Source organism: Chryseobacterium sp. C3 (assembly GCF_014218905.1).
Classification (GTDB): Bacteria; Bacteroidota; Bacteroidia; order Flavobacteriales; family Weeksellaceae; genus Chryseobacterium; species Chryseobacterium mucoviscidosis.
On the sequence record NZ_JACLCU010000010.1, the window covers coordinates 85,144 to 100,824 of the forward strand.

The window sequence follows — 15,681 nt, forward strand, 5'->3', positions numbered from 1 at the left end:
TAAAAAAATGAAAAAATTATTCATCAACATAGCTTTGGTTACTTCACTTTTTATTTTCAATTCTTGCGACAGAAATTTTGAAGAAATCAACACAGATACCAGTAAAATTCTCAATCCGTCTGTAGGAAGCCTTCTTGCTCCCATTCAGTACGAAATGGCAAACTACGGATACAGCAGAGCCAATGATTTCACTTTCGATATCATGCAGATCGGTCTGGATTTTCCGAATGAAGGAAATACGTACAGCAGATATTATATGACGGAAGGAAGCGGAAACGGTGTCTGGAACACCTCTTACAAATGGCTGAAGCAGGTAAATGACCTGAGAACTTTTGCCAAAAAAGAGCAGAACAACAATTATCTGGCGATTTCCATGGTCTTGAATGCGTGGATCTACTCCAATCTTACCGATGCTTTCGGAGATGTGCCTTTTTCTGAAGCGGTAAAGATCGATCAGGGAATCATTACCCCGAAATACGACAGCCAGAAAGAGATTTACGTTCAGCTTTTAAATGATCTTAAAACAGCAAACAGTTTATTCGATACGACGAAAACATTAACGGAAACCGATCTTTTCTATAATGCCAATAATAATGTGACGGGAATCGTTAACTGGAAAAAGTTCTGTAATTCTTTGTCATTAAGATTATTAACGAGAATTCTGAAAAGAAACGGAGAAGTAAATGTTCATGAAAGAATTCAGGAAATTGTAAGCAATCCTGCCACATATCCTATTTTCCAGAACAATACAGACAGCGCTTTATTAACCATTTCAGGAATTTCACCCTATCTTCCGCCGATCGCAAGACCGCAGGATTTTACAGCATACCGAGCAGCAGGAGAATTTTTTGTGAATGCCATGAAAAACAATAATGATCCGAGAATGAGTATGTTCTTCACACAGGCAAAAGATCTGGCAACGAATGCAAATATTGGTTATAAAGGTGCTCCTTCAGGATATGCTTTGGGAAGTTCTTTCAATTATCAGCCTTCGAATTTCAACCAGAATCTTGCAAAAGCGCCGTTGAAAGATTTAATCATGACCTATTCTGAGGTTCAGTTTATCCTTGCAGAGCTTTCTTTCAAAGGAATTATTACAGGAAATACCCAGACTTATTATGAAAACGGGGTAAAATCGATTATTGAACAATGGGGAGCCACTGTTCCAGTCAATTATTTTACCAACGCTAATGTGGCTTACAACGGAACTTTTGAAAGAATTATGCTTCAGAAATACATTTCTCTGTTTTTTGTAGATCATCAGCAATGGTACGAATACAGAAGAACAGGATTCCCGGTTTTACCGAACAACGGCGGGCTTCAGAACAACGGACAGATGCCGGTAAGATTTATGTATCCTACCCAGACCAAAGTAATGAACACGGCAAACTACAATGCAGCAGTTCAGGCAATGGGTGGAGACAATATTAATATTAAAATGTGGTGGAATAAACCATAAACTTATCCGTAGGATCGGGCTTTAGCCCGATTTTAGAGAAATAATCAGATTGGCTTTAGCCAAAACTTAAATGTAAATATCAATACAATGAACATAAAATTTTTAATGCCTTGTCTTTTAATTTCAGCAATGGCATTTTCACAGGCTTCTGTTTCGGGATATGTGTACGAAGACAGCAACAAAAATCAGAAGAAGGAAAACAAAGAAAAAGGAATTGAAGGAGTGGCGGTTTCCAACGGAGCTCAGGTTGTGTTAACCGATAAAAACGGAAGATACAGTCTGCCTGTTCAGGACGGACAGACCATTTTTGTCATCAAACCTTCCGGTTATATGACTCCTCTAAATGCAAACAATCTTCCTCAATATTATTATCAGTACAAGCCAAAAGGTTCTCCCACAGATTTTAAATACAAAGGTTCTGCGCCTACAGGCGAACTTCCGAAAGAAATTAATTTTGCCTTAAATAAACAGAACGAAAGTAAAAATTTTGATATTCTGGTTTTCGGAGATCCGCAGCCTTACACGGAAAAACAATTGGATTACTTTAGAAGAGCCATTGTAAATGAAGTAAAAAGCACGAAAAAAAATGCGGTGTTAGGAATCAGTCTCGGAGATTTGGTAGGAGATAATTTAAGCCTGCAAAAACCTTATGCGGACGTGATGAAAGAAATAGGGCTTCCTTGGTATAACGTGATGGGAAATCATGACATGAACTACGAAGCGAAAGAAGATATGCTTTCCGATGAGACTTTTGAATCCAATTTCGGACCTGCAAATTATTCCTTCAATTACGGAAATGTACATTTTATTATTCTGGATGATATTTTGTACCCCGATCCGCGCGACGGAAAAGGATATTGGGGTGGTTTCCGTGAAGATCAGATGCAGTTTATCGAAAACGATCTGAAACTGGTAGATAAAAATAAACTGATTGTTGTTTCTTTCCATATTCCTCTGGAGCATAAAAATGAAGACAATTTCAGAAATGCAGACCGCCAGAAATTGTTTGATAACCTTGCGCCGTTTAAAAATGCTTTGTTGCTTTCGGCGCACACTCACGTTCAGCAGCAGCTTTTTTATGGGAAAAAAGCAGGATGGAACGGTTCAAAAGATCTTCATGAATACAATGTAGGAACAACCTGCGGCGATTGGTGGTCTGGAACTTCTGATGATTTGGGACTGCCTACTTCCACGATGAGAGACGGAACAGCAAAAGGATATTCTTTCATCAGCTTTAACGATAACGAATACAAAGTAAAATACAAAACTGCCGGAAAACCGGAAGATTATCAGATCAATTTATATGTTCCGAAAGTAGTTCCTTTCCCTTCAAAAACGTCTGCTAAAGTTTTAGCAAATTTCTTCATTGGAAGCAAAAAAGATAAGGTAGAATACAGAATTGACGGTGAAAAATGGGAAGAAATGCAGTATGACGAAACCGTAGATCCAAGTTTTGCGATGTCAGTTTTCAAATGGGACACCACGCAGACTATTTTCCCGGGAAGAAGACCTTCCAATCCGGAATCTTCAAAACATATCTGGACTGGAGATTTCCCGAAAAAACTTTCTTTAGGAAAGCATAAAGTTGAGGTAAGAGCAACGGATATGTATGGAAACCAGTTCTCTGCCACAGAAGAATTTGACGTTCAGAACCAGATTATTATTCCTTAATTTTCATTTATTACTATACTTTCAAAGAAACCGGCTCTACTTTGGAGTCGGTTTTGCTTTAAACATAAGCGGTTATTTATAAATTAATCATAATACGGATTTTTAGCTCGGCTAATGTTTCGTAAATTTGCATCAACGAATAAAAAATTCTTTAAAAATGGATATAAACGGAAAAAATGCCATCGTTACAGGAGGCGGAAGAGGATTGGGAAAAGCTGTGGCTTTAGCTTTGGCAAGTGAAGGAGTAAATGTAGCCATCACGGGAAGAAATGAAGAAAACCTTAAAATGGTAGTCGATGAAATCCAGAAACTGGGAGTAAAATCGGCTTACGCAGTTTTCAGTATTGATAATGAAATCCATGTAAAAGCAGGAATCGAGTCTATTGCCGAGCAATTGGGAGGTGTTGATATTTTAATTAACAACGCAGGGATCGGAGATTTCGGTTCTATCGAAGAAATGCCTTCCGAAACCTGGGAACAGGTAATTAAAACCAATCTTTTCGGAGTATATTATGCAGCAAAAGCAGTTTATCCTTTTATGAAAGAAAAAGGAGAGGGGGATATTGTAAATGTTGCGTCTACAGCAGGTTTGAAAGGCGGGCCGAATATGTCGGCTTATGCAGCATCCAAGGCAGCAGTGGTTTCCCTGTCTCAGTCGATGATGGCAGAATGGAGAAAACAGAATATCCGCGTGATTACTTTAACGCCGAGCACTATTGCTTCAGATATGTCGATTCAGGGAGGTTTAACAGACGGAAATCCTGATAAAGTTCTTCAGCCGGAAGACTTTGCAGAATGGGTAAGAGATATTTTAAAAATGAACAGAAGAGCGTTGATCGCAAACGGTTCTATTTTCTCTACCAATCCATAATTGGTTTAAAGTTTAAAATTTAAAGTTTTGAGTTCTGGATTTTTTTCGGACTCAAGATATAAAACAATTGTAAAAGCGGACTTCGGTTCGCTTTTTTTCTGCGGGAAATCTGTCATTCTGAACGGGAATGAAGTGGGAGTGAAGAATCCCTAATCAATAAACAACAGATTTTTTCTTCCGTCAGAAATAGAGATTCTTCCTTCGTCAGAATGACAAAGAAAACCATTAAGAACATTTAAGCAGTTAAGAGAGATTAAGAATTTGCAGTTAAACTGAAGGATAAGTTTAAAAATAATTAGTATGTAATAAAAATTTCTCTCTGTGCTTGTTTAAGTGAAACGCCTTAGTGAACTTAAAAATATCCAGTAAGTTTTTAAAAGAAAATCTTCGCGGGCTTTGCGTTAAAAACAAGAACAGCAATGTTTTAGTAAATAAAAAAGATAGATTCTTCCTTCGTCAGAATGACAAAGTAACTGTATCATCTTTGCTGAGTGAAACGCCCTTGCGAACGAAGAATATTTTCAATAATTTCAAAGAAACCTTTGCGCCTAATTGCGTTTAAAAAGAAACCATTAAGAACATTTAAGCAGTTAAGAAGAATTAAGAATTTGCAGGCAAACTGAAGGATAAGTTAAAAAAATGCTTTGCGTGCTTATTTAAGTGAAACGCCTTTGTGAACTTAAAAATATGCAGTAAGTTTTTAAAAGAAAATCTTCGCGGACTTTGCGTTAAAAACAAGAACAGCAATATTCCAGAAATAAAAAATAGAGATTCTTCCTTCATCAGAATGACAAAGTAAACGTGTCACCTTTGCTAAGTGAAACGCCCTTGCGAACGAAAAATGTTTTCAATAATTTCAAAGAAGCTTTGTGCCTATTGCGTTTAAAAAGAAAACCATTAAGAACAGTTAAGCAGTTAAGAAGGATTAAGAACTTGTAGGCAAACTGAAGGATAAGTTTAAAAAAATGCTTTGCGTGCTTATTTAAGTGAAACGCCTTAGCGAACTTAAAAATATGAAGTAAGGTTTTAAAAGAAAAATCTTCGCGGACTTTGCGTTAAAAAACAAGAACAGCAATATTCCAGAATAAAAGATAGAGATTCTTCCTTCGTCAGAATGACAAAGTAAACGTATCATCTTTGCTGAGTGAAACGCCTTCGCGAACGAAGAATATGCAGTACATTATTAAAAAAAATCTTCGCGGACTTTGTGTTAAAAACAAAACTAATCGCTTAAAAACAAAACCAGCAATATTCCAATAAATCGAAAAAGTAGTTTATTTTTGCAACAAATTATTCACATGCAAAATTATTTAGAATTCGATTTCAAAATCACACCGCTTCAGCCGTGGAACGAAATATTAATGGCAGAACTTATTGAGATAGGTTTCGACAGTTTTACGGAAGAAATCAATGGTATTTTAGGATATATTCAGAAAGATTTATTTAATGAAGAAGAGCTGAAAACGTTGCCGCTTTTTCAGAATGATGAGGTAAAAATTGAATATACTTTTAAGGAAATGCCGAACATCAACTGGAATGAAGAGTGGGAAAAGAACTTTGAGCCGATTAATATTGACGATAAAGTACTGATCAGAGCAGAGTTCCACGAATCAGTTCCGGGAATGCACGAAATTGTTATTCAGCCGAAAATGTCTTTCGGAACAGGACATCATCCGACAACGCATCTGATGATTCAGCAGATGATGGATATTGATTTTAAAGGTAAAAAAGTTCTGGATATGGGTTGTGGAACGTCGGTTCTGGCAATTTATGCAAAACAGATCGGAGCCGGAGAAACCAAAGCGATTGATATTGATGAATGGTCGGTGGAAAACTCCAAAGAAAATGCAGTAAGAAATAATGTGGAACTGGATATTGAGTTGGGAACTGCGGAAAATTTAGGCAAAGAACATTACGATATTATTTTGGCAAACATCAACAGAAATATTTTAATTTCAGACATTCCGACGTATGTTTCTGTACTAAATGAAGGTGGGAAATTACTGCTTTCCGGATTGTGTTTCTTTGATGTGGATGATATTCTTGAAGTGTGTAAGGAAAACGGTTTAACGCTTACAAAAAAACTTCAGAGAGAAGAATGGGTAAGCTTGCTGCTAGAAAAATAAATAATCACATTTTTCACTTAACCTAAATCTCAATCTCAACCTCAACCTCAGTTTTAGCCAGATCTTATGAAAACCTTTTTCACCATTCTGTTTGTATTCGTTGTTCAGATTTTCTCTGCGCAGGAAGACGATTACGTGTACGCAAACGGAGTTTTCGATTTTGAAGAAAATAAAACACAGAAAATATTCACGGACTGGACGAGAATAAGACAGTCTCCGAATATTACTTCTCCAATTTTGGATTCTTTGCAGAGCAATCAGCAGATTTTAATTCTCAAAAAAGACGAAACGATCCTTAAATTAGGCGAAAGAAGAGCGAACTGGTTTAAAATTTCTTATCAGAAAGGGGATACAACTTCCGAAGGTTATGTTTGGGGCGGAAATCTTTGTGTAGGATACAGAAATAAGAACGGCTACGATTTTCTTTTCGGTCTCACCAAAACATTAGCGAAGAAAGATGCCGGCTTTAACACAACTATTCAGCAGAATTACGCTTCTGTAAAAGTTATGGAAGGAAATGCGCTGATTGATGAGGTTTCCTTTGAAACAGGTTCGGGAGAAAGTTTAAGTTACGGAAGTTTTGCAACGGAAAGTAATCATAAGCTTAAAAACGTTGAACTGACTTTAAAAGCCACTGCTTCGGGCGAAGCCTGTGGAATTCCAAGTTATGACCAATATATTTTGTTTAGAAATAAAAAGCTGATAGCTTTACCTCAGTTAATGAACGTTGGTGATGCCGATGTTTATCACCATTCCGAAGAATTTGTCTTCCCGAATGACAAAGGCGGAATTCCCAATGCTTTAATCTTTAAAATGAAAGAAATGGAAAAGGATGAAAAAGACCGTGAAAAGAAGAAAAAGGCTACTAAAGTGTATAGTTGGGACGGAAATTCTTACAAACTGAAATAAAATGAATCAATCATTATATATTGATTGAAGGGGTATAAATTAAAATAGGACTGATCCATTTCAGTCCTATTTTGGTTTTTAATTGCAACTTTCAGGTTGAATTAATTTGTCCTGCTGTTTCAGAAATCATTTATTGATCAACAAATCAGGACGCTGTTATATATGAAGTGTTTTTTTATCGGATGAAATTTATTTCCTTTATTTTTTTCCATTTTGTAACGGTATTTCTGCTCATTTTAAAATGAGAGGCAAGCTGGCTATTGTTGAGGTTATTCTTTTTTTGATATTCAAGAATCTCAGATATTGTTTTTTTGTCGTAGGAACGGTATTGCTGATTAAAAGCTTCATTGTTCTTGCCGAATATAAGCTCATTCAGTCTTATAATGTCTACAAAAGACAGATGTTTTTTGGAAAGGAGCTTTGTGCATTTTTCCTTTTTTTCGGGATATTTTTCAGACAACAGATCATTGTAAATTCTTTTATAATTCGGTTTTTTTAATTCTTTCATACCAATAATAATATCTTTCTACTGTAAAACTTACCTTTTCATTTTCAAAATACACATACAGAACTTTCTTCATTATTTTTTTTCTTTCCACATAAATCCACAGATCTTCTTCAGAATGGTCTAAATCTTTTTCTCCTAAAAGATGAATGATTTCCTGTTTGCTTTTTTCTTTAAGCTGACGCCGCGTAATATGGTCTGCATTTTTATGTGATTGATGTTTCATTTTGCCTGATGAGACTTTTATCATGTTTGTAAATCCATTTATATAAGGTGGTTTTAGGAATATTATACTGATCCATAATTTCATTTTTAGACATTTTTCCGTTATTTACCTTTTCCAGAATAAACTCAATAATCTCTTTGGTATAGATGTTTTTCCGGAATTGTGGTAAAGACGAGGTTTTCCCAGAAGATCTTTTGTTATAATTTACATTTCTCTGGGGCGCATGCAAAATCAGGTGCTGCGAGTAAATCCTGAAAAAATCATATTCTAACAGCTTAGACCATTTCAGCAGATCTTCGCATCGGATGTCTTTACTCTCAAAATGTTTTTGAATTTGCTCTTCACAGCACTTAAAAAAATGTGTAATTCTCTTCATATCCATATTGCTTTCTTTTACCCTCTGATGTATGAGCATGCCAATGTGAATAGATTTATAAGCCATAATTTGTGTTTTTCTAATAATAAAGAAACAGAAGTTCAGTAAAAAAAACTTCTGATTTTTTTCTTCTGAGAACCTTGGAAATTCTCATCATAATGTTAAATGATCTTTTTTGATTAACTCTGAAATTACTTTAAATAGTTTAATAAAAAGAGTGAGCTTTTAACCGAAGCAAATTTCCTTAAAAAGATTAATTCTTAAAAAATATGTATTCCATTAATTCGGATTTTATGGAATATTCTGAAATTTTCAGGTCTTTTTTACTCCGAAAATACATGGAGAATAAAAAATTATATTGATGGATTTAAGTTGTTGATTTTCAATTTTTTGATGTTGTTTTTTTATTATATAAAATCGTAATTTGTTGAATCATTAGTTTATTTTGAAGAATGATAAATGATAATTTTGCCCAACTTTTAATTCTTCTGCATCCTCTCAGCTTACTTGTTGATACTATCGGATCTCAATCAAATTATTTGAATTAAATAATAAAAAAACATGAATAGAAAAATTGTACTCGTAATGGTATTATCCATGACCGGAATTTTAACAAATGCACAGACATCTCCCGGAAAAGTAGGGATCAATACCACATCCCCCAATGCAACATTGGACGTTGCTGGAAATCCAACAGACGTAAATGCTGCAGATGGAATTCTTGCTCCACGTCTTACAGGAGATGAATTGAAAGCAAAAGACGCTCTGTATGATACTCCACAAATAGGAACCTTGGTGTATGCAACAGCAGCAGCAAATCCTACTACGACAAAAACAATAAACGTAACCTCAGAAGGATATTACTATTTCGATAGCAATAAGGTTTGGCAGAAAGTAGTCAATGGAACTGGTGTTGCCAATGGAAATTTCTGGGCACTTACTGGGAATTCTGGAACCAATCCTGTTCCTTCTGGAACTCAATTTTTAGGAACCACAGATGCTCAAGATTTTCAGGTTAAAGTAAATAACAGCGAGATTATGCGTGTAAAGAACAGCAATGGTCACGTACATTATGGAAATATCCTAGACAGATCTGCATCGCCCAATGTTCAAGATGCTGATAGAAACTGGACTGGAGGAACAGCTACACTTTCGACTAGTTATCAAAACCTTCCAAGCAGTTTTGCCGTTGGGAACGAAATTACCAGTATTCCAGCTGGAAATTCAGGAACGGCAAATGTACGCTTCAACTCGGTTGTAACAGGAGCTGTCAATAACAATTATTTTGGAACGTATTTGTTTGACGTCCTTCGTGGTGGAGGAACAGCTCCCATAAGAGGTCTTTTTCAAAATTTATTTTTAGATAATGGAGCTACATACAGCGGACAAACCATTAGTGGTAATGCAAGTACAGTTACTATTCGTACAACAACTACTACTGCAACTCCAGGTCTTTTTACCGCTGCTTATGATGGAACTTTTAATAACGCAGGAACTGTATCTGGATCAGGCTATGTTGCGGGATTAAAAGCACAAGTTGGGGGGGCAGGAAATTTTTCTGTTCCCAATATTTATGGGGTAAGAGGTCTGCTTACTGGAGGTAATATCTCTGGCAATGGAATTGGTGTAGAGGGTTTTATTTCATCGGGGACTTATGGTACAGGTACTCAATCCATAGGGTTGCGTTCGGAAGTTTCTGCTTCTCAGGTTAAGAATGGTTACGGTTTGTACATTGGTACTATAAACGGTACAGATTCTCAATATGGTATTTATCAATCAGATGCAGACAACAACATTTTATTTGGGAATACCAGAATTGGGAATACTACAAACCCTGTAGCTACATTAGATGTTGCGGGTACAGCAAGGGTATCCAATACTACGGCAAGTACTGCTACAAAAGTCTTGGGAGCAGATGCAAACGGGCAATTGAATGATATTACACTGGGATCAGGATTGGGATTATCTGCCGGAACATTATCAAATACAGGTGTTACGGGTTTATCTGCAACAGCTCCCATCACAGTAAGTGCTTCTACAGGAACAGCCACAATCGCTATCACCAGAAATGATCTTAATACAGGTACAAGCTCTTCCACAGCTACAAATCCGGTAACCATTACTAACGGAACAAGTGCTGTTGTAAACGGAGCAAATACTTCGGTTACGGTAAATAATACGGCTCCTTTATGGAATGCCAATCAGTTGCAGGGAGCCAATGTAAGTACAGCCGTACCCACAGATAAACAATACCTCAAATACAATGGTACAACTTCGCAATGGGAACCTACAACAGTGGATAAATCCGGAGCATCGGCAACCAATACAGGAACACAGAGTTTTGTGATTACTGCCGGAACTTCTTCTACCACACAGATTGCTTTAAACAATAAAACATTCGGTGGAAAGGTGGCAGATAATTTAAATGAATTTGATATTTCAACAGGCAAATTTACAGCAAAAGGCGACGGAGTAAGAGTTTTTTCTATTGCGTATAACTTTACAAGAAGCGGAACGGGCGCTACACCGGTGATCAGTTTTGCCATAAACGGAGTTTCAGGATCATCACAGTCTATCAATACTTCGGGAACCACAATTACCGGAACCTATATTTTCGCAGCCTATTTAACGAACGGCAGTACGTATTATCCGGAAATTAATATTACACTGGGCGGATCTACCAATCAGACCTATACTTTTACCCCAAACAGTAACTTTTTTGTAGTAACACAGCCTTGATTTTTCTGATGTTTTGAAACTTTCTGAATTTAAAACAGAAACAGAATAATCTGTAAAAAAATGTAACATTCTTGATTTTAAGAAATTATAAAACAGAATTTTTTAAAAATAATTTTTATGAACAAAAAATATGTATTCGTACTTTTAGTATGTTCTTCACTAGGGTTTGCCCAGCAGACACTGAAAACAGAAAATTACGAAAAGTACGCCACTACAAAAACAACGAGTGGCAAGATCGCTAAAAGCATAAACGAAGGGCTTTTTGCGGAAAACCTGATGGCATATCCGGGTTATGGAACTACGCAAAAACACTTTGTAATAGGGGAATTGGGAGCTTTACAAAACATTTATACCAACGTTTCCAAAGAAGAAAATACCTTGCTGGTTTCTTTTATCCTTAACCTTTCGAAAATTGATGAAAAAAAAGAATTTCATCTTCTGAATCTGAAGGTACCAACTTCCATGTATAAAGGAAACAGTTTTGTACAACTGGCGGTAAAAAATGTGGGAAAACAATTTGTATTCACTTTAGCAGACAGTAATAATCCTGAAAACAAAGCATATCCTGCAAATACTTTTAATTATAATGAAGATCATTTGGTAGTATTAAAAATAAGCAATTTTAACACGACAAAAGCTGCCTGCGAATTATTTACCGATGAAGACATTACGAATTTAACCGGAAGTATTGCAAAACTGCAGGATCTTAAATTACCTGCGAATAAAGAGCATGAAAACGGTAATGGAATTTTGTTTACCGCAGTACTACATCAAAGTAATAAAACATCTTCAACTGAAGGAAAAGTCGGTCTTCTGAAAATAAGCAGGGGAAAAGAGAAAGATATTCAGGATTTGGTAAATACAGAAACTACCAAATTAGCAGCTTTACAGGCAAAGCAGGGGATTCTCCAGCTCTCTTCAAGAGAGTCTTACAAAAATGCTGAGGTAAAAATTTATAACGCAGCAGGAAATGTAGTTCAGCTTCTTTCAAACATTAATACTGTCGGTAGAGGAGTACAGGAAATCAGAATCAATTCTTTGAATCAGGGATTATACATTTTTACAATTAAGGATGCTCAAAACCAGTATCAAACCAAGTTTATCGTTAAATAAAATAAAAATCAAACAAAAAATGAAGAAATTATTTATCATTGCAGGTGCATTTGCACTATCATCAGTATCTCATGTAGAAGCTCAGTCGGGAATAGCTGTGGAAAAAATTGCAATAGGTACAGAAGCAGTATACAACAGTGGACTGGATGATACTAAAATTGCCTATTTTCAAAATCAGCCTTCAACCGGCAATGGTACTTTTATCCATAACAGCGGATCTGTTACCATCGGAGATAAAAATACAGAAAACAGCAAAGCGCTTTTAGAATTATCTGCTACAGATAAAGGTTTTTTACCTACAAGACTTACCTCGGCACAAATCAATGCTTTGGGAGCATCTGCTTCAGAGCGCGGCATGATTGTGTATGATACTACCAAAAAATGTCTTTCCCTGTTTGATGGTTCAGCATGGAACTGTGTAGGAGGTTCAGGATCAGGAGCTGTTTTTGTCGATTATAAGATTGTGGGTGCAGGAGGAACATTTAATGCCAATAATAATCAGGCAGGTTTCTCGCCGTATATCGTTAAATCTGATGATTATCTCATAGAATGGCAGGCGAAATCTACCAATGCGCTTGGTTTTAATGTTTCCGTAGGAAATGCAACGCCTTACACGCTTCCTTTAGGAATCAATGCGGCAGCTAATTTCATCTTGCCGGATCCTGCTACATGTAAAGGAAGACAACTGAAAATTTACAACAATTCTTATGAAGCGAATTATCCTTCCGGAGCATATACTTATATCTGGACAAATTATCCGATTTATAATACAGCCAACAGCGGACAGTTTGCTTACGGATTACCGGCAGTTACCAACTATCAGATAGCTTGGGGAGCGAATCTTAATAAAGTTACCATTACAAGTAACGGAACGTATTGGGTGTCGGATAATTACAATAATTAATATAAGATCTTTACTAATTAATCAGAAAAGATTATGGATTTCATCCTATATCTAAGAGCGAAATTTGGAAAAATAATGTTTTTTAAATTCTGAACAAATTTCGATAACAATAAACGGGTTGTTTTTAAAAATATTATTCCGCGAAATAAAATGTTGGAAAGTATCTTAATCGTTTTATTTTCGCTGATGTCAGAAAGGCAAAAAGTCAATATTTAATTTTAGACAGCCTCGTTTTTTAGAAATAATTTTGATTTGCACCTCAGATTAATTTGAGGTGCTTTTTATTTATGCTTGTTATAATTTAAATGGAATATTGATAAAACATATCATATCAGTATTTTAAATCAGAGAAAATAAGCATACTATACAACTGAAATGTTATTTTTGTATAAACCTAAGAATGATGAAAAACTTCTTCCGTAAAAAAATATTCATATTATTTCTATACTGTATTCCTGTGTGTGCCATAGCGGGACAAAAAAATATTCAGAAGAATGCAGATTCTTTACAAAAATATTCTTTGGGTGATCTCATCAGAAAATCTTATTCTGAAAAAAATCCTAAAATCTATTGTGATGAGATGGCAAAAAGAAATTTGTCCGACAAAGATAAAATGAAATATTATAGAATCTGTGGAGAAAAGTATTATCTGGAGATAATGAATAACTTCAATAAATCACTACAGTTTATAAAAATTTCTAATTTTTACGCACAAAAAGAAGAGGATTTTACAATGTATGCCAACAATTTGAATATGATAGCATTAATATATGCTCTTCAAAATAAGAATGATTTGGCATTGTCCTGCCTGAAAAAAAAGAGAATGTACGAATCCAAGGATAAGTCTAACATTCAGGAATTGATTTTTGGAGGTGATGAAGGTTTGGTGTATGGAGTAATAGGTGATTTTGACAAGAAAATAAAAGGCTACATAAAAGCAGTAAAAGATTTGGATGATTATCTGGCTAATCAAAAAAAAATCGCACCGGAAATTTTTCTAGAAATAAATCGTGCTAAGCGGGAAAAATATAACAGTATTGTAGACGCCTATCTACTGCAGAAAAAATTAGATTCTGCAGCTTTTTATCTAAAAAAAATCAAAAGTTTACCTTTGTCTTTAAGTGATTTGGATAGCGAAGGAGTACGTGATAGTGAAATTCATTACGCTATTTTATCGGGAAATCTCGATGATGCTATTGAAAAGGCAAATAAAGATTTAAATGAGTTTAGAGATGACAAAGTAACAGTTTTTTACGACTCTTACTATTTAGCACAGGCTTATCTTCTCAAAAAAAAATATAAAACCTCATTGGCTTACTGTGAACAGGCACTTAAATCCAAACAAATAAGTTTTGGATTTATCAACTACGAGCTTGAACTTTATAAAATCGCAATGCAGACAACTGATAAAATGGGAGATGAAAAAGCATATCTTAAATATTCCCGCCTTTATGAGAAGGCAAATCAAAAGTTTGATTACAATTCAAAGGCAGATTTCATTGCCAAACTCTATAATTTAGACCAAATACAACCTCTTGAATATGAATTGAACCATACAAAAAGCTTTATGAGTTATCTATGGATAGCTGTTTTAGTGTTAGGATTGCTTACTGCTTATTTAGTCCATCGTTTTTTTACGCTGAAAAAATATAAAAAAAGATTTATGGAAATTAATGCACATTTAGAAAAGCAAATTCCAGCCCCGATAAAAGATGAAAACAATACCAAGTCTAATAAAAATAATCTTTCTGATGAAAAGGAAAACGAAATTCTGGATAAACTGAATAAGTTTGAACAAAAGAAACAGTTTTTATCCCCTTCGATGTCTTTAAGCGTCCTTTCTGCACAGATAGGAACGAACACGAATTATCTTTCATCCATTATTAAAAAGCATAAACAAAGCAATTTTAATAGCTATCTGAACCAGTTAAGAATCGACTATATTGTTATGAAGTTAAAACAGAATCCCGAATATCTGAATTACAAGATCAGCTATCTCGCCGAAGAATGCGGATTTTCTTCTCACACCGTTTTCAGTAGAATTTTTATCGAAAAAATGGGGATTCCTCCTTCAAAGTTTATTGAATATCTAAAAAAGGGATCAGTCTCAAAAGTTGGGGGGGGGAATGTTAAGTAGCTTTATCTTTGTATAATGCTAAGCGATCAAGAACTTCTTAAATTGTTACTTCCTGAATTTTTAGTTGAACACTTTGATATCCTCAAAGCAGAAACTCATGATGCAGAACTTCATCTTTATTTTGAAGAAAAAAGCAGCATTCCTCATGAATTTAAAGAAAGACAGCTGGAATCGAAAGGGTTTTTACCTGAAATCATTATAGATGATTATCCATTACGGGGTAAAATCGTAAAACTTCATGTGAAAAGAAGAAGATGGACTGATAAATCCTTTGGTGAAATCCTTCAAAGAGACTGGCAGCTGGTAGCGAAAGGAACACGCATGACAAAGGATTTAGCAGGCTTCTTAAAAAAAATTAGCCGACACTAAAGCTCTTCCCCTAAAAGTCATAGCAGAATTTTTCGGGATCAAAGGCAAGACCTTTCAGAGACAATACAAGAATAAACTCAGCGAGTATCATAGCTGGGAACAGAAACGACACGCAGAAGACTGGATCATTTACCCTGAAAATCTCTCATCATCTTTATCCTTAGATGAAGTGGCACTCTCTGACGGGGAACTCTACACGGTGCTTACCTCCAAGACTGCACGAGGCAGGAAAGGAAGCATTGTTGCCATCATAAAAGGTACCCGGAGTGATTTTGT

The 15,681-nt window shown here is 35.5% G+C and carries 13 protein-coding genes; 10 read left to right on the top strand and 3 right to left on the bottom strand.

Annotated elements, in window-relative coordinates:
• The first annotated feature begins 7 nt into the window (after positions 1–7).
• The 5 genes from H6W53_RS19585 (at position 8) to H6W53_RS19605 (ending at position 7,036) form a co-directional block, all read left to right on the top strand.
• Positions 8–1,459, top strand: coding sequence for a SusD/RagB family nutrient-binding outer membrane lipoprotein (locus H6W53_RS19585; protein ID WP_185209132.1), 1,452 nt, complete (start codon positions 8–10; stop codon positions 1,457–1,459).
• 87 nt (positions 1,460–1,546) lie between these two features.
• On the top strand, positions 1,547–3,130 hold the full coding sequence (locus tag H6W53_RS19590; protein WP_228457841.1) for a calcineurin-like phosphoesterase C-terminal domain-containing protein: 1,584 nt from the start codon (positions 1,547–1,549) through the stop codon (positions 3,128–3,130).
• 157 nt (positions 3,131–3,287) lie between these two features.
• On the top strand, positions 3,288–4,001 hold the full coding sequence (locus H6W53_RS19595; RefSeq protein WP_185209135.1) for a 3-ketoacyl-ACP reductase: 714 nt from the start codon (positions 3,288–3,290) through the stop codon (positions 3,999–4,001).
• A 1,298-nt stretch (positions 4,002–5,299) separates the two neighbouring features.
• Positions 5,300–6,127 carry a 50S ribosomal protein L11 methyltransferase gene (gene prmA, locus H6W53_RS19600; RefSeq protein WP_185209137.1) on the top strand — a complete coding sequence of 276 codons (828 nt, stop codon included), beginning with the start codon at positions 5,300–5,302 and terminating at the stop codon, positions 6,125–6,127.
• 66 nt (positions 6,128–6,193) lie between these two features.
• Positions 6,194–7,036: an SH3 domain-containing protein gene (locus tag H6W53_RS19605; RefSeq protein WP_185209140.1), complete on the top strand. Its 843-nt coding sequence runs from the start codon at positions 6,194–6,196 to the stop codon at positions 7,034–7,036.
• Between the two features lie 175 nt (positions 7,037–7,211).
• On the opposite strand, the gene H6W53_RS19610 is transcribed toward H6W53_RS19605, so the two are convergent.
• Genes H6W53_RS19610 through H6W53_RS19620 form a run of 3 tightly spaced genes read right to left on the bottom strand, consistent with a single transcriptional unit; the run spans position 7,212 to position 8,209 of the window.
• Positions 7,212–7,544 carry a transposase gene (locus H6W53_RS19610; RefSeq protein ID WP_087706853.1) on the bottom strand — a complete coding sequence of 111 codons (333 nt, stop codon included), beginning with the start codon at positions 7,542–7,544 and terminating at the stop codon, positions 7,212–7,214.
• Positions 7,516–7,767: a hypothetical protein gene (locus H6W53_RS19615; RefSeq protein WP_185209142.1), complete on the bottom strand. Its 252-nt coding sequence runs from the start codon at positions 7,765–7,767 to the stop codon at positions 7,516–7,518. The genes H6W53_RS19610 and H6W53_RS19615 overlap by 29 nt, the downstream gene beginning before the upstream one ends.
• A complete protein-coding gene (locus H6W53_RS19620; protein WP_185209144.1) occupies positions 7,748–8,209 on the bottom strand; it encodes a transposase in 462 nt (153 codons plus the stop codon). The genes H6W53_RS19615 and H6W53_RS19620 overlap by 20 nt, the downstream gene beginning before the upstream one ends.
• A gap of 495 nt (positions 8,210–8,704) precedes the next feature.
• Here H6W53_RS19620 and H6W53_RS19625 point away from each other — a divergent pair, with 495 nt between their 5' ends.
• From H6W53_RS19625 to H6W53_RS19645, 5 genes are all read left to right on the top strand, one after another.
• On the top strand, positions 8,705–10,882 hold the full coding sequence (locus H6W53_RS19625) for a beta strand repeat-containing protein (protein ID WP_087706859.1): 2,178 nt from the start codon (positions 8,705–8,707) through the stop codon (positions 10,880–10,882).
• A 117-nt stretch (positions 10,883–10,999) separates the two neighbouring features.
• Positions 11,000–11,995: a T9SS type A sorting domain-containing protein gene (locus tag H6W53_RS19630; RefSeq protein ID WP_185209147.1), complete on the top strand. Its 996-nt coding sequence runs from the start codon at positions 11,000–11,002 to the stop codon at positions 11,993–11,995.
• A gap of 19 nt (positions 11,996–12,014) precedes the next feature.
• A complete protein-coding gene (locus tag H6W53_RS19635; RefSeq protein WP_123956529.1) occupies positions 12,015–12,899 on the top strand; it encodes a hypothetical protein in 885 nt (294 codons plus the stop codon).
• 400 nt (positions 12,900–13,299) lie between these two features.
• Entirely contained in the window at positions 13,300–15,036 is a 1,737-nt protein-coding gene (locus H6W53_RS19640) for a helix-turn-helix transcriptional regulator (protein ID WP_185209149.1), read from the top strand.
• 15 nt (positions 15,037–15,051) lie between these two features.
• Positions 15,052–15,405: a transposase gene (locus tag H6W53_RS19645; RefSeq protein WP_185209150.1), complete on the top strand. Its 354-nt coding sequence runs from the start codon at positions 15,052–15,054 to the stop codon at positions 15,403–15,405.
• The last annotated feature ends 276 nt before the right edge of the window (positions 15,406–15,681 follow it).

What these genes read in the sequence shown, in the direction of transcription:
- H6W53_RS19635 (WP_123956529.1), top strand. Translation starts at nt 12,015, where the DNA reads ATGAAGAAATTATTTATCATTGCAGGTGCATTTGCACTATCATCAGTA.
- H6W53_RS19590 (WP_228457841.1), top strand. Translation starts at nt 1,547, where the DNA reads ATGAACATAAAATTTTTAATGCCTTGTCTTTTAATTTCAGCAATGGCA.
- H6W53_RS19630 (WP_185209147.1), top strand. Translation starts at nt 11,000, where the DNA reads ATGAACAAAAAATATGTATTCGTACTTTTAGTATGTTCTTCACTAGGG.
- H6W53_RS19595 (WP_185209135.1), top strand. Translation starts at nt 3,288, where the DNA reads ATGGATATAAACGGAAAAAATGCCATCGTTACAGGAGGCGGAAGAGGA.
- H6W53_RS19625 (WP_087706859.1), top strand. Translation starts at nt 8,705, where the DNA reads ATGAATAGAAAAATTGTACTCGTAATGGTATTATCCATGACCGGAATT.
- H6W53_RS19640 (WP_185209149.1), top strand. Translation starts at nt 13,300, where the DNA reads ATGATGAAAAACTTCTTCCGTAAAAAAATATTCATATTATTTCTATAC.
- prmA (WP_185209137.1), top strand. Translation starts at nt 5,300, where the DNA reads ATGCAAAATTATTTAGAATTCGATTTCAAAATCACACCGCTTCAGCCG.
- H6W53_RS19615 (WP_185209142.1), bottom strand. Translation starts at nt 7,767, where the DNA reads ATGAAACATCAATCACATAAAAATGCAGACCATATTACGCGGCGTCAG.
- H6W53_RS19605 (WP_185209140.1), top strand. Translation starts at nt 6,194, where the DNA reads ATGAAAACCTTTTTCACCATTCTGTTTGTATTCGTTGTTCAGATTTTC.
- H6W53_RS19645 (WP_185209150.1), top strand. Translation starts at nt 15,052, where the DNA reads ATGCTAAGCGATCAAGAACTTCTTAAATTGTTACTTCCTGAATTTTTA.
- H6W53_RS19585 (WP_185209132.1), top strand. Translation starts at nt 8, where the DNA reads ATGAAAAAATTATTCATCAACATAGCTTTGGTTACTTCACTTTTTATT.
- H6W53_RS19610 (WP_087706853.1), bottom strand. Translation starts at nt 7,544, where the DNA reads ATGAAAGAATTAAAAAAACCGAATTATAAAAGAATTTACAATGATCTG.
- H6W53_RS19620 (WP_185209144.1), bottom strand. Translation starts at nt 8,209, where the DNA reads ATGGCTTATAAATCTATTCACATTGGCATGCTCATACATCAGAGGGTA.